This is a genomic window from Streptomyces sp. NPDC041713, from assembly GCF_055591085.1.
The window spans coordinates 347,814-373,299 of the sequence record NZ_JBVIZY010000006.1; the positions used below are offsets into that span (position 1 = coordinate 347,814).

General features: G+C 71.8%; 17 protein-coding genes. 9 read left to right on the plus strand and 8 right to left on the minus strand.

Features of this window, described 5'->3' with window-relative positions; translation table 11 throughout:
- Positions 1-84: 84 nt before the first annotated feature.
- Positions 85-2,046, minus strand: coding sequence for an amidohydrolase (locus ACZ6CV_RS21005; RefSeq protein WP_469252252.1), 1,962 nt, complete (start codon positions 2,044-2,046; stop codon positions 85-87).
- A gap of 94 nt (positions 2,047-2,140) precedes the next feature.
- On the opposite strand from ACZ6CV_RS21005, the gene ACZ6CV_RS21010 reads away from it, so the two are divergent.
- Positions 2,141-3,145 (plus strand): LacI family DNA-binding transcriptional regulator, encoded by a 1,005-nt coding sequence (locus ACZ6CV_RS21010; RefSeq protein WP_469252253.1) that lies wholly within the window; start codon positions 2,141-2,143, stop codon positions 3,143-3,145.
- Between the two features lie 387 nt (positions 3,146-3,532).
- Here ACZ6CV_RS21010 and ACZ6CV_RS21015 read toward each other — a convergent pair whose 3' ends face one another.
- Positions 3,533-4,129: a TetR/AcrR family transcriptional regulator gene (locus tag ACZ6CV_RS21015; protein ID WP_469252254.1), complete on the minus strand. Its 597-nt coding sequence runs from the start codon at positions 4,127-4,129 to the stop codon at positions 3,533-3,535.
- 120 nt (positions 4,130-4,249) lie between these two features.
- Here ACZ6CV_RS21015 and ACZ6CV_RS21020 point away from each other — a divergent pair, with 120 nt between their 5' ends.
- Positions 4,250-5,074 carry a class I SAM-dependent methyltransferase gene (locus ACZ6CV_RS21020; RefSeq protein ID WP_469252255.1) on the plus strand — a complete coding sequence of 275 codons (825 nt, stop codon included), beginning with the start codon at positions 4,250-4,252 and terminating at the stop codon, positions 5,072-5,074.
- 66 nt (positions 5,075-5,140) lie between these two features.
- Here ACZ6CV_RS21020 and ACZ6CV_RS21025 read toward each other — a convergent pair whose 3' ends face one another.
- Positions 5,141-5,722, minus strand: coding sequence for a TetR/AcrR family transcriptional regulator (locus tag ACZ6CV_RS21025; RefSeq protein ID WP_469252256.1), 582 nt, complete (start codon positions 5,720-5,722; stop codon positions 5,141-5,143).
- Positions 5,723-5,881: 159 nt separating this feature from the next.
- Between ACZ6CV_RS21025 and ACZ6CV_RS21030 the strand changes: the two genes are divergently transcribed.
- Positions 5,882-6,325 (plus strand): DUF4267 domain-containing protein, encoded by a 444-nt coding sequence (locus tag ACZ6CV_RS21030; protein WP_469252257.1) that lies wholly within the window; start codon positions 5,882-5,884, stop codon positions 6,323-6,325.
- A 2-nt stretch (positions 6,326-6,327) separates the two neighbouring features.
- Here the strand turns inward: ACZ6CV_RS21030 and ACZ6CV_RS21035 are convergent, their stop codons facing one another.
- Entirely contained in the window at positions 6,328-7,209 is an 882-nt protein-coding gene (locus ACZ6CV_RS21035; RefSeq protein WP_469252258.1) for an NmrA/HSCARG family protein, read from the minus strand.
- A 360-nt stretch (positions 7,210-7,569) separates the two neighbouring features.
- Between ACZ6CV_RS21035 and acnA the strand changes: the two genes are divergently transcribed.
- From acnA to ACZ6CV_RS21055, 4 genes are all read left to right on the plus strand, one after another.
- The gene (gene acnA / locus ACZ6CV_RS21040) at positions 7,570-10,284 is read left to right on the plus strand and encodes an aconitate hydratase AcnA (protein WP_469252259.1); all 2,715 of its coding nucleotides are present in this window, start codon (positions 7,570-7,572) and stop codon (positions 10,282-10,284) included.
- A gap of 158 nt (positions 10,285-10,442) precedes the next feature.
- Positions 10,443-13,676, plus strand: coding sequence for an NACHT domain-containing protein (locus ACZ6CV_RS21045; protein WP_469252260.1), 3,234 nt, complete (start codon positions 10,443-10,445; stop codon positions 13,674-13,676).
- Positions 13,677-13,799: 123 nt separating this feature from the next.
- A complete protein-coding gene (locus tag ACZ6CV_RS21050; protein ID WP_469252261.1) occupies positions 13,800-15,977 on the plus strand; it encodes an ATP-binding protein in 2,178 nt (725 codons plus the stop codon).
- A complete protein-coding gene (locus tag ACZ6CV_RS21055; RefSeq protein WP_469252262.1) occupies positions 15,977-17,554 on the plus strand; it encodes an ABC transporter substrate-binding protein in 1,578 nt (525 codons plus the stop codon). The genes ACZ6CV_RS21050 and ACZ6CV_RS21055 overlap by 1 nt, the downstream gene beginning before the upstream one ends.
- A gap of 25 nt (positions 17,555-17,579) precedes the next feature.
- Here ACZ6CV_RS21055 and ACZ6CV_RS21060 read toward each other — a convergent pair whose 3' ends face one another.
- Complete coding sequence (locus ACZ6CV_RS21060) at positions 17,580-17,978, minus strand: VOC family protein (protein WP_469252263.1); 399 nt, start codon at positions 17,976-17,978, stop codon at positions 17,580-17,582.
- Positions 17,979-18,485: 507 nt separating this feature from the next.
- Between ACZ6CV_RS21060 and ACZ6CV_RS21065 the strand changes: the two genes are divergently transcribed.
- Positions 18,486-19,646: a S1 family peptidase gene (locus tag ACZ6CV_RS21065; protein WP_469252264.1), complete on the plus strand. Its 1,161-nt coding sequence runs from the start codon at positions 18,486-18,488 to the stop codon at positions 19,644-19,646.
- Between the two features lie 52 nt (positions 19,647-19,698).
- Here the strand turns inward: ACZ6CV_RS21065 and ACZ6CV_RS21070 are convergent, their stop codons facing one another.
- Together ACZ6CV_RS21070 and ACZ6CV_RS21075 are read right to left on the minus strand one after the other, a co-directional pair.
- The gene (locus ACZ6CV_RS21070) at positions 19,699-20,013 is read right to left on the minus strand and encodes a DUF397 domain-containing protein (RefSeq protein ID WP_469252265.1); all 315 of its coding nucleotides are present in this window, start codon (positions 20,011-20,013) and stop codon (positions 19,699-19,701) included.
- A complete protein-coding gene (locus ACZ6CV_RS21075) occupies positions 20,010-20,795 on the minus strand; it encodes a helix-turn-helix domain-containing protein (RefSeq protein ID WP_469252266.1) in 786 nt (261 codons plus the stop codon). The genes ACZ6CV_RS21070 and ACZ6CV_RS21075 overlap by 4 nt, the downstream gene beginning before the upstream one ends.
- Before the next feature lie 153 nt (positions 20,796-20,948).
- Between ACZ6CV_RS21075 and ACZ6CV_RS21080 the strand changes: the two genes are divergently transcribed.
- A complete protein-coding gene (locus tag ACZ6CV_RS21080) occupies positions 20,949-21,410 on the plus strand; it encodes an ATP-binding protein (protein WP_469252267.1) in 462 nt (153 codons plus the stop codon).
- A gap of 97 nt (positions 21,411-21,507) precedes the next feature.
- Here ACZ6CV_RS21080 and ACZ6CV_RS21085 read toward each other — a convergent pair whose 3' ends face one another.
- Positions 21,508-25,410, minus strand: coding sequence for a GH92 family glycosyl hydrolase (locus ACZ6CV_RS21085; RefSeq protein ID WP_469252268.1), 3,903 nt, complete (start codon positions 25,408-25,410; stop codon positions 21,508-21,510).
- Positions 25,411-25,486 lie beyond the last annotated feature (76 nt).

Here is a 25,486-nt window from a genome sequence, read left to right on the forward strand (position 1 = left end):
GCGGCCGTCCGACGGGTTCTCCGCGGACCGTCCCGCGCCCGGCAGTTCGGCCGTACCCCTGCCCGACCGTGGCGCCGGGGGCGGTCAGCCGCACCCGCACGAGGCGTGCCGGCCGCCGTGCACCGACGCGTACGACGTGGGCCGGGGCCCCGCCGCCGCCCGCGTCACCCGGGCGGCGGCCGCGCGTCCTGCCGACGACTGCGCGTCGTGCACCACTGTGCCTCCCACCAGGGTCATGCGCACGTCGACAGAGCTGATATCGGCCACCGGACACCGCGTCACATCGCGGTCCAGGAGCACGAGATCGGCCGCCTTCCCCCTCTCCACGGTGCCGGTGAGGTGCTCGGAGCGCAGTTGCCGTGCGGTGCCCACGGTGTGCATGAGCAGGGAGGACGTCCGGCTGATCCCTTCCTGGGCGCGGTACAGGTCGCCCTCGCCCTCCATGCCCTCGCGGTCGGTCGCGGTGCGGATCTGGTTCCAGACCTGCAGGGGGTCGACCGGCCAGTCCGAGCCACCCGCGAGGGCCGCGCGCCGCTCGCGCAGACTGCGCGCCGGGTACAGCCATCGGTGGCGTGCCGCGCCGATGTAGGGCCGCAGCGCGTCCATGGTCCAGACGTTGCGGGTGGCCCACTGGAGCTGCATGCAGGCGACGACGCCGAGCGCGGCGAAGCGGGGGAGGTCGGCGGGGTCGACCAGTTGGAGGTGGGCCGTGGTGTTGCGCAGATCGCGGCGGCCGGTCTTGCGCAGGGCGTACGCGTATCCGTCGAGGGAGGTGCGCACGGCGCGGTCGCCGATGGCGTGGGCGTGCATCTGCCAGCCCTCGGCGTTGAAGGCGGCGCTCAGCCGGCCGTAGTCGGCGGACGACACGTACAGCTCGCCGCGGTGGTCGGTCGGCCTGCCGTCCTCGTCCAGGTAGGGCTCAAGGAGCGCGGCGGTCTGGGCGGGGTACTCGATGACGCCGTCGAGGAAGACCTTGACCGTGCCGAAGCGCAGTCCGCGTACGCCCTGGAAGTCCGCCCGCAGCTCCTTCGCGTACGCGAGCGCCGCGGCCGGGTCCTTCGTCAGCTCGGTCTCGATGCGCAGGGCGGGCACGATGCGCTGGGGCAGCCGCCCGGACTCGGCGAGCCGCTGATAGACCTTCAGCTCGTCGCGGCCCACCACGGCTTCCATGAAGGTGGTGATGCCGGACGCGGCGGCCTCGGCGAAGATCTTCGCGGCGGCGTCCGTGAGCCGGGTCGCGTCCGGCTCGGGGATGTGCCGGGAGACGAGCGGCTGGGCGTCGTCCTTGAGTACGCCGGTGGGCTCGCCGTCCGCGCCCTTGACGATCGTGCCGCCGACCGGGTCGGGGGTGGCCGCGGTGATCTTCGCGATGTCGAGGGCGCGCTGATTGGCCCAGAGGTTGTGGCCGTCGCCGCCGCGCAGGGCGATGGGGCGCCGGGTCGGCAGGGCGTCGAGCAGGGAGTGGTGCGGGGCCGTGCCGCGGGGGAGCAGCCCGACCGGGTTCCAGTCCTCCACCACCAGCCAGCCGTCCGGCTCCTGCTCCGCGGAGTCCTCCAGGAACCCGGTCAGCGTCTTGCGCAGCTCCTCCACGGTCTGCTCGGCGCTCGCGAGGGAGGGCCGCAGCGAGCGGTTCGCGGCGTCCATCGGGTGGGCGTGCCCGTCGTGGACGCCGCTCATGAGGGTGCCGCCCCGGGCGTCGACGACCTCGGTGTCGCGCCCGGCGAAGCGCTTGACGACGGCGTCGGTGCCGACGGCGAGGATCCGCCCGTCCCGGCCCACGGCCACGGCGTCGGCCCTGGCGTCGGGTCGGCCGTGGCCCGAAGTGCCGGTGAAGACACGGGCGTTGTGTACGACGAGGGCGGCGGACCTGCGCCGCGCGGACGCCGGTGCGGGTGCGGAGGCCGCGGCGGGCCCCGCGGCGGCGACGAGCCCGGCCGCTCCTGCGACTCCTGCGGCTCCCGCGGCGAGGAGGCCGCGCCGGGAGAGCGGGAGGACGGACGGCTGAGATGGCTGGGACGGTTGAGACGGCTGGGACGGCTGGGACATGGCCACACTCCAACGCGTAGGGGAAGCGAGTGGAGGGAACCCTCGACGAGTAACCCGTTAACCAGAACCCGCCGCGCGCCACGGATTCCGTACGATGAGCCGCGTGCCAGGGCCGACTCTCGCCGACATAGCCCGCGCCGCGGAGGTTTCGACGGCGACCGTCTCGCACGCCCTCAACGGCACCGGCCGGATCGCCGACGCCACCCGCCGCCGGGTCCGCGACACCGCGACCCGGCTCGGCTACGGCACCCCGGGGCCGCCGCGCAGCCGCACCCTGGGCATCGCCGTCACCACGTTCCCCGCCGCCTGGAACTACACCGACATCGCCTACTTCTCCCGTGCCGTCACCGCGGCCACCTCGGCGGCCCACGCGCGCGGTTACGCCCTCACCACGCTGCCTGCCGACCGCGCCGCCGACGACTCCTGGCACGGTCTCGCCGTCGACGGCATGCTGATCGTGGACAGCCCGCCCGGCGACCCGATGGTCCGGGCCCTGCGCGCCCGCGGCATCCCGCTCGTCTTCGACGGCCTCCCCGGCGACCCGCGCCCCGGCGACCACTGGGTCGACAACGACCACGAGGCGACCACCCGCACGGTCCTCGACCACCTCGCCGCCGCCGGCGCCCGCCGCCCGGCCCTGCAGGCGGGCAACGGCGACGAGCACTACGCCCGCGCGGTGACGGCGACGTACCTGCGGTGGTGCGCGGAGCGCGGCGCGGCTCCGCTGATCGTGCCCTTCGACCCCACCGACGACCGGGGCCACGCCTTCGACCCGCTGCTGACGGGTGCGCACCGCGCCGACGCGGTCTACGCGGCGTACGACCCCGGCGGCCGCCAGCTCCTGGCCGCGGCGACCCGGCACGGCCTGCGCGTCCCGGACGACGTGCGCCTGGTGTGCGCGAGCGAGGACCTGGCCTACGCGACGACCGAACCCCCGGTGACGACGGTGACGCTGGCCCCGGAGCGGGCGGCCCGTACGGCGGTGGCTGCCCTGGTCGACCTGATCGAGGGCACGGGCACGCCGCTCCCGGGCCTGGTCGTCGTCCCGGCCGGGCTGGTGGTCCGCGCGTCTTCGGCCCGGCGGCCGGCGGCGCCTTGAGCGGGCGGACGCGTCCGGGGCCTCACCTCGGCCGAGCCCCCGGTGACCCTCGCCCCGGATCGGGCGACCCGTACCGCGGTGGCTGCCCTAGTCGACCTGATCGAGGGCACCGGCACGCCGCTCCCGGGCCTGGTCGTCGTACCGGCCGGCCTCGTGGCCCGCGCGTCTTCGGCCCGGTGGACGGCGGCGCGCTGAGCGTCCGGACGCGGCATCCGGGGCCTCACCCCTCGCGTACGGCCCGTACCGCCGTGGCTGCCCTCGTAGACCTGATCGAGGGCACGGGCACGCCGCTCCCGGGTCTGGTCGTCGTCCCGGCCGGGCTCGTGGTCCGCACGTCCTCGGCCCGGCGGCCGACGGCGCGCTGAGCGGACGGACGCCTCCCGGGCCTCACCCCTCGCGTACGGCCCCGCCGATCACCGAGACCACGACCTTGCGTACCGCCTCCGGCTCCGGCGGCCCTTCCTCGTGTCCGGCGAAGAGCAGGTGTCCGGCGCCGGTCAGGGCGAGGGCGAGCGTGTCGACGTCGGCGTCGGGGGCGAGCCGGCCGAGGTCGCGCTCCGCCGTGAGGTAGGCGATGAGGACGGCGGCGGCCTCCGTCAGCAGGGGGATCCCGACCGGCGTGGTACGGCGCAGCCGCGCCCGCAGCGCGTCCCGCGAGGTGATCAGGCCGAGGACGCCGAGGGCGACGGGCCCGAACAGCTCCGTGAGCGCGTCGGTGAGCCGGCCGACGACGGTGCCGGTCCCGGCGGCGGCGCACAGCGCGGCGCCGCGCGCGTCGAGCCGGCCGATGCGGTCGAGCACCAGCTCGGCGAGGAAGGCGTCGAAGTCGGCGAAGTGCCGGTGCAGGACGCCCTTGGCGCAGCCCGCCTCCTCGGTCACCGCGCGGCTGGTCAGCGCGTTCGGTCCGGCGCGGAGCAGGACGCGTTCGGCGGCGCCGAACAGCTGCTCGCGCACATCGCGGAGGGCCACCCCGGTCGGCGCCATACGTTCTCCTCTGCCCTGTGGCCGTCTTGCCCGTCCGATACGACGGTTCGTGTCTGCCTGATCCTGCTGGTCGTGCCCGACCCGTTGACGAGTGGGCACGTGCCCACTCACAGTGGGCGCATGCCCACTATCCCGGAGAACGAGCCCCACCGGCAGCGCGGTATCGCCGAGTCCTTCGGCGTGGACGCCGAACGGTACGACAGGACCCGGCCCCGCTACCCGGACGCCCTGATCCACCGGATCGTCGGTGACGGCCCCCCGCCCGCCGTCCTCGACGTCGGCTGCGGCACCGGCATCGCGGCCCGCCAACTGCAGGCCGCGGGCTGCTCCGTGCTGGGCGTCGAGCCCGACGGGCGGATGGCCGAACTGGCCCGGCGGCTCGGCGTCGAGACCGAGGTGGCGACGGTCGAGGAGTGGGACCCGGCGGGCCGCCGCTTCGACGCGGTGGTCGCGGGCCAGGCCTGGCACTGGGTGGACCCGGTCGCGGGGGCGGCCAAGGCGGCGCGCGTGCTGCGCCCCGGCGGCCGCCTCGTGGCGTTCTGGAACGTGCACGAACCGCCAGCCGCCGTGGCGGACGCGTTCGCCACGGCCTACCGGGAGGCGGCGCCCGACTCGCCGCTGGCTGCCCAGGCGACGACGGTAAGTAAGACCACGACGGCAACCACGGACTCGTACCGGCTCATCCTCGGCAAGGCGGCCGACGGGATCCGCCGGGCGGGCGGCTTCGCGGAACCGGAGGAGTGGCGCCTGGCCTGGGAGTGCACGTACACCCGGGACGCCTGGCTGGACCAGCTCCCGACCCAGGGCGCCCTCACCCGCCTGCCCGCGGAGGCCCAGTCCCACGTGATGGCCGCGGTGGGCACGGCCGTCGACGCGATGGGCGGCAGCTTCACGATGCGGTACGTGACGGTGGCGGTGGCGGCGGTGCGTACGGGCGAGAGCTGAGGGGCGGGGAGACGGACGAATCCGTCATCCGCCATCCGCCGTACGTCATACGCCATACATCATCCGTCAGGGCGTAGGCGCGGTGAGATACCGCTGGACCGTGGGTCCGAGCCAGTCCACGATCTCCTCGCGGCCGAGCGCCACGCTCGCCGGGAACCGCAGCACGTAACGCGTCAGCGCGAGCCCCAGCACGGTCGAGACGCACAGCGCGGCCCGCGCCTGCGCCTGCTCGGGGTCGTGGCCCAGCCGCTGGGCCAGCGGGATCATCTGGTCGCGCAGCACACTCTCCATGCGAGCGGCGGCGGCCGGGTCGGTGGCGCCGACCCGCATCAGCGCGGTGAGCTCGCCGTTCTCCTCCCACAGGGTGAGGAAGTGCCGCACCAGCGTGCGGCCGATCTCCTCGCGCGGTTCGAGGGGCAGACCCGGCAACCCGGGATCGATCGCGACGGCCGCCGCGAACAGGCCCGCCTTGTTGCCGTAGTAGCGCATCACCATGGACGGGTCGATCTTCGCGTCGCGCGCGATGGCCCGGATGGTCGCCTTCTCGTACCCGTCCGCCACGAACCGCTCGCGGGCCGCGTCGAGGATCGTGGCGCGGGTGGCGTCGGAACGCCGTGCGGCCTGCTGGTTCTCCGTGGTGCCGGTCATGCCAACAACGTAGACCAACGGGTGTTGACAGTCCAGAGTCGCGGCTCTACGTTTGCCAACAGCGTAGGCCAACGCTGTTGGCAAACGGACGTTGGCGGCGTCGTGTCCGCTTTAGTCCCACCCGTCAGCTGGAGTCTCACCCGTCAAAGGAGAAGAACCATGTCGCTGAAGAACGTCAACACCGTCCTGGCCACCGTCTGCGCCCTGTTCGTCCTCTACCTCGGGTCGTTGTTCATCCTGGCCCCGGAGGCGTCCACGCACGGCGTTGGTCTGCCGACCTGGCCCGCCGGCAACGGCGACGGCTTCCTCATCATGAAGGGCACCCGTGAACTCTCGATGGGCCTGGTCATCGGCGTCCTCCTGCTGACGGGCCACCGCCGCGCCCTGGGGTGGGTCCTGCTGATGGAGGCCGTCGCCCCGTTCGGCGACATGATCAACGTCCTGGCCCACGACGGCCCCCTCGCCACCGCGCTCGGCGTCCACGGCCTGACCGCGGCGCTGATCGCGATCACCGGCCTGCTGACCCTCCGGGAGACCGGCGCGGCACGCAAGGCCACCGCCCCGGCGCGCTCACGGACCGCGGTCATCGGCAGCGGGGCGTGACCTCACGCAGCCCGCACCGGCTCGGCCGGGGCCGTCCACCGCTCGCTCACCCACGCGTCCAGGCTCGTCAGCCCGGGGTGGCGCTCGCGCAGCGCGGGCAGGTCGGCGCGGAAGCCCACGGTGTTGAACCAGTCGAACATGGCCCCCATCTCCTCACTGTGCGCCCGCACCTGCTCGACCGGCAGGGCGTCGAAGCGCACCGGCCGGCCCGCGGCGCGACCGAAGATCTCGGCCATCTGGGGGCCGGTCGCCTCGTCCCCGGCGATCTCGATGGTGCGCCCCAGATAGTCGGCAGGCGCGTCGAAGGCGGCCGCGGCGATGACCCCGATGTCCCCGGGGGCGATCATCTGCAGCCGGGTCTCCGGCGCGAGCGCCAGCGCGAGCACCAGTTCTCCCTCGCTCCACTGCGGGCCGAGCCCTTCGAAGTTGGTGATGAAGAACGACGGGCGCAGCACCGTGGCCGGCAGCCCGAGCGCCTCGATGTGCCGCTCGACCTCCCCCTTGCTCGCGAAGTGCCGCACCTCACCGGGCCGGTCGGCGCCGTCCACGGAGCTGTAGACGAAGTGCGCGACGCCCGCCCGGGCCGCCGCGTCCGCGAGGGCCTTGCCCTGCCGCGCCTCGCCGACGAAGCCGTCGGGCCCGGCGAAGGTCTGCACGCTGAAGACCCCGTACGCCCCCGCCAGCGCCGCATCCAGTGAGGCCGCGTCGTCGAGATCGCCGCGCACCAGCACGGCCCCGGCCTCCTTCAGCGCCAGAGCCTCCGCCTTGCCGGTATCGCGCACCAGCGCATGCACCGTCCAGCCGCGGGACAGCAGGGCGCGGGCGGTGGCGCCGCCCTGCTTGCCAGTCGCACCGGTGACCACCACGACACGGTTGTCAGCCATCACAGACTCCTCAATGAGCGCAGGTCCCGGGCGACCGTGAAGCGATCGCCCCGCTGACCGGAAGCCTGCTTGCTCAACCGCAGTTGAGGTCCAGCAGGTGTGACCCGCCTCACGCACTACATAGTCGCCCTTCCGGCTGGAGTCACTGCCGGAAGGGCCAAACGGCCGGGTTGGCGGCATGCGCCTCGTCGCCCGCGCGGGTCATGTACTAGAGTTATCTCGACATCGAGATATCTGCCGAGGCGCACCAGAGGCCGCCACTCGGTAAGGGTTACCTAACTAAGCCTTACCTTAGCGGATCGACGAGGAGTCGTGGCGGCAGGATGTGAGCGAACGCGCACAAATATGAAGGAGACTGTCGTGTCGGCGAACAGCTTCGACGCCCGCAGCACGCTGCGCGTGGGCGACGAGTCGTACGAGATCTTCAAGCTGGACAAGGTCGAGGGTTCCGCACGGCTCCCTTACAGCCTGAAGGTCCTCCTTGAGAACCTGCTCCGTACCGAGGACGGCGCGAACATCACCGCCGACCACATCCGTGCGATCGGCGGCTGGGACTCCCAGGCCCAGCCCTCGCAGGAGATCCAGTTCACGCCGGCCCGCGTGATCATGCAGGACTTCACCGGCGTGCCCTGCGTCGTCGACCTCGCCACCATGCGTGAGGCCGTCAAGGAGCTCGGCGGCGACGCGGACAAGGTCAACCCGCTCTCCCCGGCCGAGCTGGTCATCGACCACTCCGTCATCGCCGACAAGTTCGGCACCGCCGACGCGTTCGGCCAGAACGTCGAGCTGGAGTACGGCCGCAACAAGGAGCGCTACCAGTTCCTGCGCTGGGGCCAGACCGCCTTCGACGACTTCAAGGTCGTCCCCCCGGGCACCGGCATCGTCCACCAGGTCAACATCGAGAAGCTGGCCCGTACGGTCATGGTCCGTAACGGCCAGGCCTACCCCGACACGCTGGTCGGCACCGACTCGCACACCACGATGGTCAACGGCCTGGGCGTCCTCGGCTGGGGCGTCGGCGGCATCGAGGCCGAGGCCGCGATGCTCGGCCAGCCGGTCTCCATGCTCATCCCGCGCGTGGTCGGCTTCAAGCTGACCGGTGAGCTGCCCGCCGGCACCACCGCCACCGACCTGGTGCTCACCATCACCGAGATGCTGCGCAAGCACGGCGTCGTCGGCAAGTTCGTCGAGTTCTACGGCGAGGGTGTGGCGGCCACGAGCCTCGCCAACCGCGCCACCATCGGCAACATGTCGCCGGAGTTCGGCTCCACCGCCGCGATCTTCCCGATCGACGACGAGACGCTGAAGTACCTGAAGCTGACGGGCCGCGACGCGCAGCAGGTCGCCCTCGTCGAGGCGTACGCCAAGGAGCAGGGCCTCTGGCTGGACCCGGCCGCCGAGCCGGACTTCTCCGAGAAGCTCGAGCTGGACCTCTCCACGGTCGTCCCGTCGATCGCCGGCCCGAAGCGTCCGCAGGACCGCATCGTCCTCGCCAACGCCTCCGAGCAGTTCAAGATCGACGTGCGCAACTACGTCGACAGCGTGGACGAGGCGGGCAAGGAGTCCTTCCCGGCCTCCGACTCCCCGGCCACCACCAACGGCGTCCCGTCCAACCCGGTCCTGGTGACCGCCCCCGACGGCTCGACGTACGAGCTGGACCACGGCGCCGTCACCGTCGCCGCGATCACCTCCTGCACCAACACCTCGAACCCGTACGTGATGGTCGCCGCCGCGCTCGTCGCGAAGAAGGCCGTCGAGAAGGGCCTGACCCGCAAGCCCTGGGTCAAGACCACCCTCGCGCCCGGCTCCAAGGTCGTCACCGACTACTTCGACAAGGCGGGGCTCACCCCCTACCTCGACAAGGTCGGCTTCAACCTCGTCGGCTACGGCTGCACCACCTGCATCGGCAACTCGGGCCCGCTGCCCGAGGAGGTCTCGAAGGCCGTCAACGACCACGACCTGGCCGTGACGTCGGTCCTCTCCGGCAACCGGAACTTCGAGGGCCGCATCAACCCCGACGTCAAGATGAACTACCTGGCGTCCCCGCCGCTGGTCGTCGCGTACGCCCTGGCCGGTTCGATGAAGATCGACATCACCACCGAGGCCCTCGGCGTCGACCAGGACGGCAACCCGGTCCACCTCAAGGACATCTGGCCCTCCGAGGCCGAGGTGAACGACGTCGTCGCCAACTCCATCGGCGAGGACATGTTCAACAAGTCCTACGAGGACGTCTTCGCGGGCGACGCCCAGTGGCAGGCCCTCTCGATCCCCACCGGCAACACCTTCGAGTGGGACCCCGAGTCGACCTACGTCCGCAAGCCCCCGTACTTCGAGGGCATGGCGCACGAGCCGGCCCCGGTCGAGGACATCACCGGCGCCCGCGTCCTCGCGAAGCTGGGCGACTCGGTCACCACCGACCACATCTCCCCGGCCGGTGCGATCAAGGCCGACACCCCGGCCGGCAAGTACCTCACGGAGCACGGCGTGCAGCGCCGCGACTTCAACAGCTACGGCTCGCGCCGCGGCAACCACGAGGTCATGATCCGTGGCACGTTCGCCAACATCCGCCTGCGCAACCAGATCGCGCCGGGCACCGAGGGCGGCTTCACGCGTGACTTCACGCAGGAGGACGCGCCGGTCTCGTTCATCTACGACGCCTCGCGCAACTACATCGACCAGGGCATCCCGCTGGTCGTCCTGGCCGGCAAGGAGTACGGCTCCGGCTCGTCCCGCGACTGGGCCGCCAAGGGCACCGCGCTCCTCGGCGTGAAGGCCGTCATCGCCGAGTCGTACGAGCGCATCCACCGCTCGAACCTCATCGGCATGGGCGTCCTGCCGCTCCAGTACCCGGAGGGCCAGACCGCGTCCTCGCTCGGCCTCACCGGTGAGGAGACCTTCTCCTTCTCCGGCGTGACGGAGCTGAACGACGGCTCCACGCCGCGCACGGTCAAGGTCACCACCGACTCCGGTGTGGAGTTCGACGCGGTCGTCCGCATCGACACCCCCGGTGAGGCGGACTACTACCGCAACGGCGGCATCATGCAGTACGTGCTGCGCTCGCTGATCAAGAAGTAGGTCTGCGAGCCGCAAGTGCGCGGCCCGGTAAGGCCAGTTGGGCCCGTACTCCCTGCGAAGGGGGTGCGGGCCCTACGCTTTGTGTGCCGGGTGCGCCGACGAGTACGGGTACGCGGACCGGTGGTACGGGCACGGGTGCGAGAGGGCGGGGGCTGCGCGTGGACGTGGGAGCGGTGGGGCTCAAGGTCGCGTCCTCGGTGGTCGTGCCGCTGCTCAAACGGCTGGTCCTGCCGCCGCCCAAGGCGCCCGGCGCCGAATTCGGCGAACGGCCCGTGCGCATCACGGGGTTGCTGTCCTTCGCCGGGGACCACCCCGCGCTCAGCAAGGACGACATGCACCGGCTCGCGAGCGAACTGGTGCGCCGCGCCGTGCGGGCCGCGGGCCCCGGCGAGCGGCCCATCGAGGACGACGAGCACGACGCCGTCGGCCAGGCCCTCACCCGTACCCTCTTCGCGCTCGGCGAGCTCGACATGGACGACGTGCAGGTCTTCGTGCTCGGGCCCGAGCGGCTCGCCGCCCGGCTGTCCCGGCAGGCCGGGCCCGACACCCGCAGGCTCCTGACCCGCGACGCCGCGCTCTTCCACGACCAGCTCCTGCAGACGGCCTGCGTGCACCTCGTCCGGTTCTTCACCCAGCGCCCCGGCTTCGCCGCCCGCGCCCAGCTGGAAGGACTGCGCGAAATGCGGGAACAGAGCGAGCAGTTGGAGATCATCCGGCGGCGCGTGTCCGGCGACGACTGGACGACGGCGGACGCCCGCTTCGAGGAGAGCTACGCGCACTACGTCGTCGAGCGGCACGGCAGCCTCACCATCTACGGCGTCGACCTGCGCGACCCCGGCGGCCAGGAGTGGTCCCTGGAGAGCGCCTACCTGAGCCCGCGGGCCGTCGCCGCGCCCGCAGCGGCCGTCGACGAGTCCGAGGCCGTGGAGGCGGTCCGGGACGCGGAGCTGGAGGAGAGCGTCGAAAGCGCCCTGGCCGGCCGCGGCCGGGTGCTGCTGCACGGGCTCGCCGGCACCGGCAAGACGACCCTCGTGCAGTGGCTGGCGATCACCACCGCCCGCCAGGAGACGGTGCCGGCCCACCTGCCGCAGCTGCTCGGCCGCGTCCCCTTCGTCCTGCCGCTGCGCACCCTGGCCCGCGAGGGCACCGAACTCCCGCTGCCCCAGGATTTCCTGCGGTGGATGGGCTGCCCGCTGGTGGGCACCGAGCCGGACGGCTGGGCCGCGCGCGTGCTGCAGAACGGGCGCGGGCTCCTGCTCATCGACGGGCTCGACGAGATTCCCAAGGGCGACCGCACCCGCACCCGCGTCTGGCTGCGCGGGCTCCTCGCCGCCTTCCCCGGCAACCTGTGGCTCGCCACCACCCGTCCCTCCGCGCTCGACCCCGGCTGGCTGGCCCGCGAAGGCTTCCACGAGTTCACCCTGAACGCGCTGCGCCCCGACGACCTGCGCGTCTTCATCCAGCGCTGGCACACCGCGGCCGGCGCGCGCGAAGGGCTCGGCGACGAGCTGACCGAGGCCCTGCGCGCCAGCCCGGAGCTGAGCAGACTCGCCACCAACCCGCTGATGTGCAGCCTGATCTGCGCCCTGCACCGCGAACGCCGCGGCTTCCTGCCCCGGGGCCGCGCCGCCCTCTACAAGGCGGCCCTGTCCATGCTGCTCGAACGGCGCGACATGGAACGGGAGTTGTTCGGCAGGGGCGGCCACGCCGAGCTGGACGAGGAGGCCGCCACCGAGCCCCTCAAGCGCCTCGCGTACTGGCTGATCCGCAACGAACGCACCCAGATCGAACGCGCCGACGCCGTCGACGTGGTGCGCAGGCTCCAGCCCCAGGTCCCCAGCCTGCAGCAGCTGGGGGAGCCCGAGGACGCCCTGCAGTACCTCCTGGAACGCTCCGGTCTGCTCCGTGAACCCGCCGTGGGCGCCGTGGACTTCGTCCACCGCACGTTCCAGGATTATCTGGGGGCCAAGGCCGTGCTCGAGGAGCGCGACTTCGGCATCCTGGTGAAGAACGCACATGTCGACCAGTGGGAAGATGTGGTGCAGATGGCCGTGGCACAGAGCGACCACAACGGACGCGCCGACCTGCTCATGCGCCTCAACGACCGCGGCAACCGCGAGAAGGACCCGACCGTCCGGGCCCGCCTGCGGCTGCTGGCCCTCGCCTCCCTGGAACAGGCCACCCGCCTCGACCCCGCCGTACGCAGGACCATCGAGACCGAGGCCGCCCGCATGCTGCCGCCGCGCAGCCTGCGCCAGGCCCGGGTGCTCGCCCGCACCGGCCCGCTGCTCCTGCAGATGCTGCCCCACGCGGGCGAGCTGTCGGGTGACGAGGAGCTGGCGACCGTGCACGCGATCTGCCAGATCGGCGGGGACTCCGCGATACCCCGGCTGCGCGAGTTCCTCGACACCCGCCAGTCCGTCGTACGGGCCCAACTCCTCGGCCACTGGGACCGGTTCGACACGCGTGTCTACGCCGAAGAGATCATCGGGCCGCTGCTCGCCGCCGACCCCACCCAACCCGTCACCGTGCGCTCGCGGGCCGAACTCGACGCGCTCGCCGCGCTGCCGGGCTGCGAACGGGTCGGCATCCACGGCGACTTCGACCCGGCGGCCGTGCGCGCCGCCCTCGATCCGCGCCGGCTGCGCGAGCTGCGTCTGCGCGGCGCCCTCCAGCTGGACGACCTCGGCCCGCTCGCGGACTTCGCGCACCTGGAGAGCCTCACCCTGCAGGGCTGCCGCAACGTCAAGGATCCCGCGCCGCTCACCCTCCTGCCCGCCCTGCGCACCCTCGTACTGGAGGACCTGCCACAGTTCGAGCCGCTGGCCCGGCTCGCCGACTGCCCGCGTCTGACCGAGCTGCACCTGGGCGCGCAGGTGCCCTGGCGCGGCCTCGCCGACCTGCCGCACCCCGAGCGTCTGCGCGTCCTCGCGCTGCCGCCGGGCACCGTCGAGATGGCGGAGATCACCCGCTGCACGGCCCTGGAGGAGCTGCGCCTGCACGACGCCGGTGAGCGTCTGATGCCCGACCACTGGGCGGGCCTGCTCGCCGCACGCGAGGGCGCGGAGCCGAGGCTGCCCACGCTGCACACGCTGACCCTCTCGCCCGAGCAGCTGAGCATGCTGCTCTTCTTCGGCCCGAGCACGGGAATCCCGCAGATCAAGTACCTGTACGTGTACGCCAAGCCGGGCGCCCCCGTGTCGCTGCGCAGGATCGCGGGACGGCTGCCCGGCCTCGCGGAGCTCCACCTCACCCAGGGCACCGACATCCACCTCCGCTCGCTCAAGGGGCTGACCGGACTGCGGCGGGTCAGGCTCGCGTATCCCGGTGAGGTGCAGGGGGCGTCCGATCTTCCGGACGGGGTGGACCTGGAGATATATCCGCATCCCTGACCCCTTGTTCCGCTGGCGGGAGACGGGATGCGCAGGTAAGTTCTGCCGTCCGTAGGGGAGTTGTCGCACACAGCCAGCGGCCGGTCGCGGCCGAGGATCGCAAGGGAAGCGGGACGTCGTCGGATGGGCAGGCCGCAAGCGCCACTGCTGTACGGTCGTGACCCGTTGGTGGGCTCGCTCGTCCCCTCGCTCACCGGCCTCGCCTACGAGGAACGGGCGCGCAGGAAGCGGGAGTTCGGCGACGACCCGCCGGTCGTGCTGCTCACCGGCCAGCACGGCCTCGGCCGCAGCGCCGTCCTCGACGGCCTCGCGCGCGCCTACGACACGAGGCTGCCGCTCGCCCACATACGCGTCGCGGTGGCCGGGGCGCCCGACCCCGAGGCGCCGCCCGGCGGGGTCCCCGCCGCGCCGGCCGCCGACCTGGTGCAGATCCTGGAGCGTCTGGTGTGCGCGTTCGCACCCGGACTCGGGCACTTCCCCGTCCTGCTGCCCGGCCTGTTCGCCGTCTCCGGCTGGTATCTGGACGACGCCGACGGGCGGGACGCCGTCTGCGTGCGCCATGCCCGACTCCTCGGCGCCTGCGGTCTGTTGAGCGGGCCCGAGCGGGATGTGGCGCGGCAGTGGTCGGAGCGGGTCGAGGCCTCCGTCGAGGAGGCCGCGGGCGCGGCCGCCGCCGGGATCGAGCTGCAGGACGACGACGGCTCGCAGCCGGTCACCGCGGCGATCCTGCGCGAACTGCAGTCCCTGCGCTCCCTCGATCCGGCCAGGAACTGGTACGGGCAGCGGCACACCGCCCCCGCCGGCGCCACCGCGCCGCCCGACGCCCTCCTGGAGCTCGGCCGCCGCTTCCACCGGGGCGGCGACTACCAGCACGCCGTGGAGAACACCCTCATGGCCGCCTTCCTCCACGAAGTGGCCACCGCCTACGGCCGGGTGCGCCGCTGGAACCGCGAGCCCTGGCCGCTGATCCTCCTCGACGACGCGCACACCCCCGCCGGGCGGCGCTTCCTCGAACTCCTCCTGGAACACCGCGCCACCGCGCAGCACCCCGGCCGGGACCGGATCACCGTCGTCGCCACCCGCCTCGGCGACCTGCCGCCGGACGAGGCCCCGCACGCGGTCCGCCGCGAACTCGCCGACCTGCTGCCCGTCGTCGGCGGCGCGCACCGCAAGGACGCGGCCCCCCTGTGGCAGCGCGACGGGCACGACCCGTCCGCCGGACTGCTCGTCGTGCCGCTCACCCCCCTGGGCCGCGACGACATCCTCTCCCTGCTCGACCGGGCCTCCTCCCGGCTGCTCCACCCCCACCTGGCGACCGCGCTGCACGCGCTGACCGGGGGACACCCGTCGGCCAGCACCGTGCTGTGCGACGCCGTGGTGCACGCCGCGGGACAGAACCGCGCGGTCACCCCCAAGGACCTCCTCGACCTGCCCACCGCCGCGGGCCGGCCCGTCACCCACGTACTCCTGGAGGACCTGCTGCCGGACCGGCGCCAGCGCGACCGGCTCGTCGTGCTGTGCCTGGCGCGGGACGGCGCGGCCGCCGAGGCGCTCGCCGAGGACCTGCGCCTCGACGGGCCCGAGCAGTTGCCCGCGAACGCGGCGGCCCAGTACCTGGTGGAGCGCCAGTGGCAGCAAGCCGTGCCCGTCGAGGGGCCGTTGGTGGAGAACCGGCTGCTGCAGACGCTGCTCGTGCACGAGGCGCGCCGCACCTCGCCGCCCGCCGACGACCCGCACAGCTGGTACCAGATCCACCGCTTCCTGCATCTGCACCACGTCCAGCGCGCCGACACCGAGGAGGCGGACGCGCTGCGGCACAGCCTGGCCACCGGCAACGCGGGGCAGGTGGTGGACATGCTGGCGGACGAGTTCGGCGCCGAGGAGGCCGAGCAGAGCGTCGAGCACTGGCTGGTCTGCCTGCGCCACTGCGCGACCGCGCCGACCCCGCCGGTGGGCAGCGCCCCGTCGGGCGCCTTCTACGGGAGCGACGGCGAGGGGTGGAGCGACCAGCGGGTGGAGATCGCCCTCGGTGAGCACGCCTCCCGCTACACCCACCTCGACGAGGCGGGCCGGTGCGTCAACCGGCTCCTGCACGCGCTGTGGTACCTGTCCGAGCCGTACGCCGACCCGGCCATCGACCCGGACGCCGAGACCCTCTGCCAGGCGGTCGGCGACGAGCTGGGCTTCCTGTCCCGGCGCCACCCCGCCTGGTACGCCGCCCTCGGCAGGGCCGCCCGCGACTGGCCCGCCGCCGCCCGCAAGCGCCAGGTCCTGCCCGTCCCCGCCAGTGAGGGGTCCTGATGTTCAACCACCCGCCCAAGGAGTGGGGTCCGCTCGAATGGCTGGTGGCCGCGGTGGTGGCGGCCGCACTGGTCGCGGGCTCACTGGTCTGGGTCAACTCGCGTCCTGGCCCGTGTGGTGACGGTCTGTCAAAGATCAACGGCGAGTGCGTCGGGGTCGCCGACCACACCTTCGACGCGGACGACGGCATCGCGTCCCTCATGGAGGCCGTGGCGGACGAGAACGCGCGCGTCGAGCAGGACTGGGAGAACCCCAAGGGCAACGGGCACCGCATTCCGTACGTACGCATCGCGCTGATGATGCCGTTCACGTCGGACGAGTCGAGCGTGATGACCGGGGACATGATCCGGCGGGCGCTCGCGGGTGCGCTGGCGGCGCAGCAGGAGGCGAACAGCGCGAGCGGGCCGCACTACCAGCTGCTGTTCGCGCCCGACGGCCGCGACCTCGGCCAGTGGAAGACCGTCGTCGACCGCCTTGAGGGCCTGACGAAGGACACCGAGGCGCCGCTGGTCGGGGTGACCGGGCTCCCCAGCAGTACGGAGGAGACCCGCGCGATGGTCGCCGAGCTGTCCGCGCGCGGCATCCCCACGGTCGGCCCGGTCCTCACCGCCGCCTCCATGAACTCCCGCTACCTCTTCAAGACGTCGCCCAACAACGAGGAGTTCGCCCGCGCCCTGGCCCGCTACCTCGACCGCTATCCGCAGAAGGGCAAGGGCCTGCTGCTCTGGGACAGCCGTGAGGGCGACGTGTACTCGAAGAACCTCCGCGAGGTCTTCGAGCGCCACTTCGGTGAGAAGTACGACCTCGCGAACCACACCGCGCACTTCATCGGCTCGTCAGGCAACGACCAGGGCATTCCGCAGCGGTTCGCCGACGCGGTGGCGAAGATCTGCCGCGACCGGGTCGACACGGTCTTCTACGCGGGCCGCGACCAGGACCTGCCCGCCTTCGTCAACCGCCTTGCGGGTGAGGCCGGTTGCGACCGCAGCCGCAAACTGCGGATCATGAAGGTGGCCATAGGCCTGGAGCCGACGCTCAGCAGCGTCGAGGCGGAACGCAGCCTGCGCACCGCCAACGCGACGATCGTCGACGCGGCGGCGTACGACCCGCAGTGGGCGAAGGGCAAGAACGCGCCGCCCCAGGGGTCGGCGGAGTTCCTGGCCCGCTTCAAGAAGATCGCGAGCGCCCACCCGCTGGGCGCGAAGCCCCTGGACGACGGCTACGCGTCCCTGTACCACGACGGTTTCGCCCTGCTCGCGGACGCGGTGGACCGCACGTACAGCGAGGTCAACGAGGGCGGCACGACGACCCCGGACCCGGCGAAGCTGCCGACCACGAAGGACATCTACAGCACGCTGACGACGTCGACGGTCAACGGCAGCGAGTGCCTGGGGTGTCTGGCCGGGTCGAGCGGGACGTTCGGCTTCACGGGCCCCGGCGTCAACGACCAGTGGGCCGTGTGCAAGCCGGTCCCGGTGATCGAGTTCCCCTCGGTACGCCATCGGGACGACGGCAAGGGGGAGTTGCCGCTGTACCGGACGTACCGGGGGGAGGGGGCGAAGAGCTGCCCTTCTTGAACCGCGCGGGCGGTCGGGGCGCGCGCTACTCGGGGGAGCCGGGGAAGCCCCCGTACGGCACCGTGATGATCTCCATGCCGTGCCCGGCCGGATCCATGAAGTACACCCCACGGCCGCCGTCGTGGTGGTTGATCTCGCCGGGCTGCTTGCCGTGCGGGTCGGCGTAGTACGTGAGCCCGCGCTCGCGGATCCGTGCGAACGCCGCGTCGAACTCGGGCTCCGAGAGCAGGAACGCGTAGTGCTGCGGGGTGATCTTCTCGGCGGGGATGGCGGCGAAGTCCAGGGTGACGCCGTTGCTCAACTGGACCGCGACGAACGGCCCCCACTCGGCGGTGATTTCGAGCCCCAGAATGCCCGAGAGAAACTCGGCGGACTCCCGGTTGTCCCGGGCGTGAATGATGGTGTGGTTCAACTCGACGGACAAGGAATGCCTCCAGAAGGCATCTCCCGACACCTCCATGCCTCACCCAGCCGGTGACCGACACGCGATGTCGCCGTGGATCATAGCCACGGCGCTCCCCATACGTCGAGCCCTCCCCGCCGGGGGGGCTACCTGCCGCGGCGTCGCACGCCGCGGATGACCACCGCGAGCGGAATGGCGATGATGAGCAGGAGCACGAGCATGATCACCAGTTCTACGGGGCCCACGTTGCCCATGACGTCCGACCTCCTCGACTCCGAGGTGCGGGCCGTCGGACACCGGCGACGCACCCCCCGGCGACCCGGGGCGTGCCCTTCCGTGTTCCCCGTCCCCACAGCACAACACCGCCTGAGCGCCCGACAGTTGGTGGGCCGGCAACGCCGGGTGGGCGAGCGGTAGGTCTGGACTTGTCCCGCGAGGATCCCTACGCTTCCCCGCGGCACCTGAGAGCGCTCTCACGCACACGACTCCGTTCCACCACCCCCGCTGGTACGACGAGAGGACCCCCCTGTGAGACGCAAGACCCGTACGAGTCTCGGACTGTCCGCCCTGCTGGTCGCCGCCGCCTGTGTCGGTACCGGCTTCACCCCCGCCGCCGCGAGCCCCGCCCCCGTACCCGGCTCCGAGGCCCAAGCACCCGCCACCGGCGCCCAGTTGCAGGCCATGCAGCGCGATCTCGGCCTCACCCCCGCCGCCGCGCGTGACCGCCTCGCCGACGAGCGCAAGGCCACCAAGACCGAGCGCGCGGCACGCAAGGCGGCGGGCGCCGCCTACGCCGGGTCCTGGTACGACGCCGGCCCCGGCCGGCTCACCGTCGCCGTGACCAAGCGGACCGCCGCCGCCGACGTCCGCGCGACCGGCGCCGACGTCCGTCTCGTCGAGCACAGCGCCCGCACGCTGGACGCGGCGAAGAAGCGGATCGACAAGCTCAAGGCCCCCGCCGACGTGGCCAGTTGGCGCGTCGACACCCGCAAGAACCGGGTCGTCGTGGACGTCGTCGCGGGCCACCGTTCCGACAACGATGTCAGCACCTTCCTGCGCCGCGCCCGCGCCGCCGGGCCCGTCCAGGTCGACACGGTCGCCGCCCGGCCCAGCACCTTCGCCGCCGGAACCGTCGGCGGCGACCCGTACTACACCGGCAACGTCCGCTGCTCCATCGGCTTCTCCGTGTACGGCGGCTTCGTCACGGCCGGCCACTGCGGCGGCGCCGGCCAGGCGGTGCGCGGCTGGGACAACTCCGCCGTCGGCTCGTTCCAGGGCTCGTCGTTCCCCGGCGACGACTACGCCTGGGTCTCCGTCGGCAACGGCTGGTGGACCGTACCGGTCGTCCTCGGCTGGGGCACGGTCTCCGACCAGCTGGTCCGCGGCTCGGCCGAAGCGCCGGTCGGCGCGTCGATCTGCCGCTCCGGTTCCACCTCGCACTGGCACTGCGGCCAGCTCCTCGCCAAGAACGAGACCGTCAACTACTCGGACGGCAGAACGGTGTACCAGCTCACCAAGACCAGCGTCTGCGCCGAACCCGGCGACTCGGGCGGCTCGTTCATCAGCGGCGACCAGGCGCAGGGCGTCACGTCCGGCGGCTGGGGCGACTGTTCCGGCGGCGGCGAGACGTGGTTCCAGCCGGTGAACGAGATCCTTCAACGGTATGGGCTGACGCTGCACACCGCCTGAGCCGGGCGGGGTGGGGCGCCCGGCGCTTGCCGGGCGCCCCACCCCGCGTGCGTCAGGCGCGGGCGCCGTCCCGGGGCAGGGAAAGGAACGCGGTCCAGGTGGTCGGGGCGACCGTGAAGTGGGGGCCGTCCGGGTTCTTGGAGTCGCGGATGTGGATGGCGGCGGGGTGCGCGGAGACCTCCAGGCAGGCGCCGCCTTCACTCCCGCTGTAGCTCGACTTGCGCCAACCGTAGGCGACTTCGAGGCATTCGCCGCCTTCGCTGCCGCTGTGGCTGGACTTGCGCCAGGCGTACGCGACTTCGAGGCACTCGCCGCCCTCGCTGCCGCTGTAGGTCGACTTGAACCACATAAGCGCGGTGCCGCTCATTGATCTCCTAGCAGACGGTCCAACTCGGCCCTCGTGAGCTCGGCGTTGAGGGCCTGTGTTCGCAGCATCGCACATTTCTGCGTCAGGATCGCCACCTCGTCCGGGTCAGCGATCAGTTGACTTCCGCGCTGGGTTTCCGTGTACGCGAGGCGTTGATGATCAAGGGTCTCCAGGAGTACGAAGGGGCCGTCGAGCGCCGCATGAGTGGTGCGCCCGAAAGGCAGGATCTGCAGAGCGAGTCCGGGTAGTTCGGCATACTCTCGCAGGCGGCGGAGCTGCTCGTAGTAGACCTGCTGGCCGCCGAGACGGTCGTGCAGCACCGCCTCCCAGATGACAAAACTGGTGGTCGGGGGGACCCTGCGATGCAGGATCTCCTGGCGCTCTACTCGTGCCGCCACGAGCCGCTCGATTTCGTCCTCGTCGAAGACCGGTACGCGGCTGCGGAAGACTGCCCGTGCATAGGCCTCGGTCTGCAACTGACCGGGCAAGACCTGGTTCGCGTACAGAGAGATAGCGATCGCCTCCCGCTCGCAGTCCAGATACTCCTCGGCCCACCGAGGAACCAGGTCCACCTCCGGCATGTTCTCCACGGCGGTCTGCAACGTCCTGTTCGTGCCGAGGACGTCGTCCAACTGCACCGCCAGATCCATCTTCAGCGGCCGCCGCCCCTGCTCGATGGAGGCAATCTGCTCCTCACTCACGACGAACCGCTCCGCCAGCGACCGCTGCGTGTACCCGGCCGCCTCCCGGTGGACGGCGAGCAGCGCGCCCACCATCTTCATCGCCGACGCGTTCCTGCGAGACCGTCGCCTAGGGCTGTTCATACGGTCCAACTCCCCACCAGAAGCCGTGCCTTCACACGGTGAACCCGTACAGCTCAGACGTACGGGTTCACGTACTGCCTCATCATGGCCACGGAGCGTGACTCTCGTCACGTGAACGACGAAACTCCACCCCACACCCCCCACGCCCCCTGCATCCCCCTCACCCCCCACGCCCCGCGTGAACGCTTCTACCGGCGCGAGCGGCGGTCCGTCCCCGTGGCCCGCGCCTTCACGGCCGCCGCCCTCGCCGACTGGGGGATCCGTGGCGAGCGCGCGGACGACATCACCCTCTGTGTCGACGAGCTGGCGAGCAACGCCCTGCTGCACGGCGTCCCGCCCGGCCGCGGATTCCGGCTGCACCTGCGCCACGCGGGCGGCGCCGTCCGCGTCGAGGTGCACGACAGCGGGGGCGGCCGGCCCGTGCTCGACCTGCGCGAGGACGGCGACGCCGAGTCGGGGCGCGGGCTCCTGCTCGTGGCGGCCCTCGCCGACAAGTGGGGGGTCGGCGAGCGGGACCCCGGCAAGGTGGTGTGGTGCGAGTTCGCCGCGGAGAGGCACACGTCGGACACCTGAACCGGCACCCGCACCCCCCCCCGGCACATGAGGGGGCCGTGCGGTGCCGGACAGGTCACGGCACCGCACGGCCCCGGTCATACGGGCCGCGCCCGGCTCAGCTCAGGAGTTCCACCTCCGCCAGCGTCGCCGAGCCGGTCGGCACGAGCCGGTAGTGCGCGTACGCGCCGGGCCGGGCCACCGTGAAGGCACGGGTCTGGTGGTCCCAGGCGAACGACTCGCCCGAACGCCGGTCCAGCGTCCGCCACTTCCGGCCGCCCTTGGAGCCCTGCAGCGTCCAGCCGCGCGGCGCCTTCGCCTTGTCGGACGCCGACGTCAGCGTGTACTGCACCGCCTTGGTCCTGCCCTTCACCGGCAGGGTCACCGGTGTGCCCGCGCCCGAAGTCGCCTGCGTCGACGACGTGTTGTCGAACAGGGCGCCCTCGCCGGAAACCGCGTCCTTCCGGGGCGACGGCACCTTGTCGTCCTTCGTGACCGACGCCGGCTGCGCGTTCTTGCCGGAGCCCCACGACGACGGCTTCGGGCCCATGTCGAACTCCAGGACCCCGCCGCGCGCCACGATCTCGTGCGGCAGCGCGGTCGACTTCCACGCCTTGCCGTTGACCTTGAGCCCCTGCACGTACACGTTCTTCGCGCTGTTCTTCGGCGCCTTGACGACCAGGTCGCGGCCGTTGTCCAGGTGCAGGGTCATCTTCGTGAACTGCGGTGACCCGATGGCGTATTCACCGCTGCCCATGACCAGGGGGTAGAAGCCGAGCGAGGAGAACAGGTACCAGGCCGACTGCTCGCCGTTGTCCTCGTCGCCGTGGTAGCCCTGGCCGATCTCGCTGCCGGTGTAGAGGCGGGAGAGGACCTCGCGGACCTTCTCCTGCGTCTTCCACGGCTGCCCGGCCGCGTCGTACATGTACGCCACGTGGTGGGCGACCTGGTTGGAGTGGCCGTACATGCCCATGCGCACGTCGCGCGCCTCGGTCATCTCGTGGATGACACCGCCGTACGAGCCCGCGAACTCCGCGGAGCCGGTCTCGGGGGTGGCGAAGTACGTGTCGAGCTTGTCGCCGAGCCCCTTGCGCCCGCCGTACAGGTTCGCCAGACCGCGCGAGTCCTGCGGGGCGGTGAACGCGTAACCCCAGGCGTTGGTCTCCGTGTAGTCGTGGCCCCACACGCGCGGGTCGAACTTCGAGGAGTCCACCCGCCAGTCGCCCTTGGCGTCCTTGCCCTGGAAGAAGCCCGGGGAGGTGCCGGCGCCCGCCGCCTTGTCGTCGAAGAGGTTCACGTAGTCACGGGCGCGGTTGAGGAAGTACTCCGACTCCTCCTTGTAGTGCTTCTTGCCCGTCTTCTTGTAGAGGGCGGCGCCCATGCGGGAGATGCCGTAGTCGTTGAGATAGCCCTCAAGCGCCCACGACAGGCCCTCGTGCGTCTCGCTGGGCGTGTAGCCGAGGAACGGCGAGGTCTCCATGCCCTTGCGTCCGACGCCCGAACTCGGCGGCACCACCGTCGCGTTCTTCAGCGCGGCGTCGTACGCGTCCTTGGCGTCGAACTTCACGCCCTTGACGTACGCGTCGGCGAACGCGACGTCCGACGACGTGCCCGTCATCAGGTCCGCGTAGCCCGGCGAGGACCAGCGCGAGGTCCAGCCGCCGTCCTTGTACTGCTGCACGAAGCCGTCGACCAGCTCGCCCGCCTTCTTCGGGGTGAGCAGCGAGTAGGCCGGCCACGTCGTGCGATAGGTGTCCCAGAAGCCGTTGTTGACGTACGGCTTGCCCTCGACGATCTTCGCGCCGGTGTGGGTGGGGGTGTCCGGGCCCGTCTGCGGCGAGAAGGGGGAGGCGTACTTGTACGTCGACTTGCCGCTCTCCGAACGCACCTTCTCGAAGCCCGAGTTGGGGTAGAGGTAGAGCCGGTAGAGCGAGGAGTACAGGCTCGTGCGCTGCCCCTCGCTCGCGCCCTCGACCTCCACCTTGCCGAGGATGTCGTCCCACGCCTGCTGGGCGCGGTTCTCGACGCGGTCGAAGGAGGTGCCGGACGGGATCTCCTGGGCGAGGTTGGCCTTCGCCTGGTCCAGGCTGATCAGGGAGGTGGCGAGCCGCAGGTTGACCGCGCGGTCCTTGCCCGGCTTGAAGCGGAGGTAGCCGGTGACGTCACCGCCACCGCCGCCCTCCAGCTTGCCGCCCGCGGTGACCGGCGCGTCGAAGACCCCGTACACGAAGAGCCGCGTCGCGCCCGTCGACAGGCCCGACTTGACGTCCGAGAATCCGGAGACGACGCCCTTGTCCTCGTCGAGGGTGAGGCCGCCCTTCTCCGAGACGTTGTCGAATATGACGCTCGCGTCGTCACCGGGATAGGTGAACCGCATCATCGCGGCGTGGTCGGTCGGCGCCATCTCGGCCTTCAGGCCGTTCTCGAAGGTCACGCCGTAGTAGTGCGGGCGCGCCGTCTCCTTGTCGTGCCGGAAGGGCAGCGCCCGCTTGGTCCGGGAGGCGTCCGGGGTGCCCTGGGCGAGCGACGGCATCAGCTGGAACGTCTGCCGGTCGCCCATCCACGGGCTCGGCTCGTGGCTCGCGCTGAACGCCTGCATGGTCGGCAGGTTGTCGTCGTTGTTGCCGCGCGCGTAGTCGTACAACCAGCTCAGCGAGCCCGCGTTGGTCACCGGCGTCCAGAAGTTGAAGCCGTGCGGGACCGCCGTGGCCGGGAAGGTGTTGCCGCGCGAGAAGCCGCCGCTGGAGTTGGTGCCGCGCGTCGTGTCGGCGTAGTCGGAGAGGTGCGCCTTCGGCTTGGCCGGTGCCTTCTCCTTCAGGGACACGTCGTCGAGCCAGCCGCGGAACTTGGCCGGGCCCTTGGGCGCGTCGTACGCCACGAGGATGCGGTCGACCGTCTTGCCCCCGGCCACCTGCCCGATCCGCGCCGCCACGTCGTTCCACTGGTTGACGTAGAGCGCCTTGGACGCGCCCTGGCCCTGCGGAGTGAGCGGGAAGCCGTGCCGGTCGACGGCCTTGAGGTCGCTGAGGTACGTGCCGTCGGTGAAGGCGAGGTCGACGGAGACGTTCGTGGCGGCGTAGTCACGGTCGCCCTCGGCCATGGCGGGGAAGATCCGGTAGCCGAGCTCGGTGTTCCGCCCGACCTTGACGTCGACGTCGAAAACCTTGTTGTACGAGTAACCGCGGCCGTCCGCCTTGTGGCTGCCCGCGTAGCGCAGCGCCTGCTTTCCGGTGAACCCGGCGCGGGACTTGGCGGTGGGGGAGCCGCTGGGGCCGCGGTCCACCAGGCTCAGCATGTCCTCGGGGGCCGGGGCGTCCGCGCCGCCCACCGACAACTGCACGTCGGCCAGTTGCAGGGCGTCGTCCGCGCCATTGTTCGCGGTGACGTCCAGGCGGTAGTGCGCGTACGCCGTGGCGTTGTCGATGTCGTACTTCTTGGTCTTGTGGCGGCCGTCGAACGTCTCGCCCGTGCGCTCGTCGAGTACCTTCCAGTCCTTGCCGTCCGTCGAACCCTTCAGGGTCCAGTCCTTGGGGTCGCGCTCCGCGTGGTCGTTGGCGGAGGTCAGCGCGTACGTCACGACCTTCGCGGGCTCGTCCAGGTCGAACTCGGCCCAACCGTCCTTGGCGAACGTCAGCCATTTGCTCGTCGCCTCGCCGTCGACGAGGTTCGCCGCGACCTCGCCCGAGCCGCTGTTCTCGCCGCTCGCACGGACCTCGGTGACGTGGTCGTTGACGCTGCCGGGCAGACCGGAGCTGAACTCGCCGTTCACGCCGGCGGCCTTCTTCTTGCCGTCCGGTCCGGTCTCGACGGTGTTCAGCCAGTCGGGTTGCGCCTCCCCCTTCTCGAAGGAGGAGGAGAACTCCCGCTCCGAGCGGGGCGGTTGCTCGGGCCCGGCGACGGCGGCCCCCTGTGCCGCCGCGATGAGCGAGAGCGCCAGCGCCCCGGCGGCCACGGCCGAACGGGGGACCGGTCCGAGCGGACGGTGGTGTCTGAGACGAGGTCTGCGTGCCGTGTACGGCATCCCCGAGCCCCTCCTTGCGGGTTGGACAACGTTGTCACGATCGCTGCGCAAGGTCTAGTAGGGCGTCAAGTGGTGA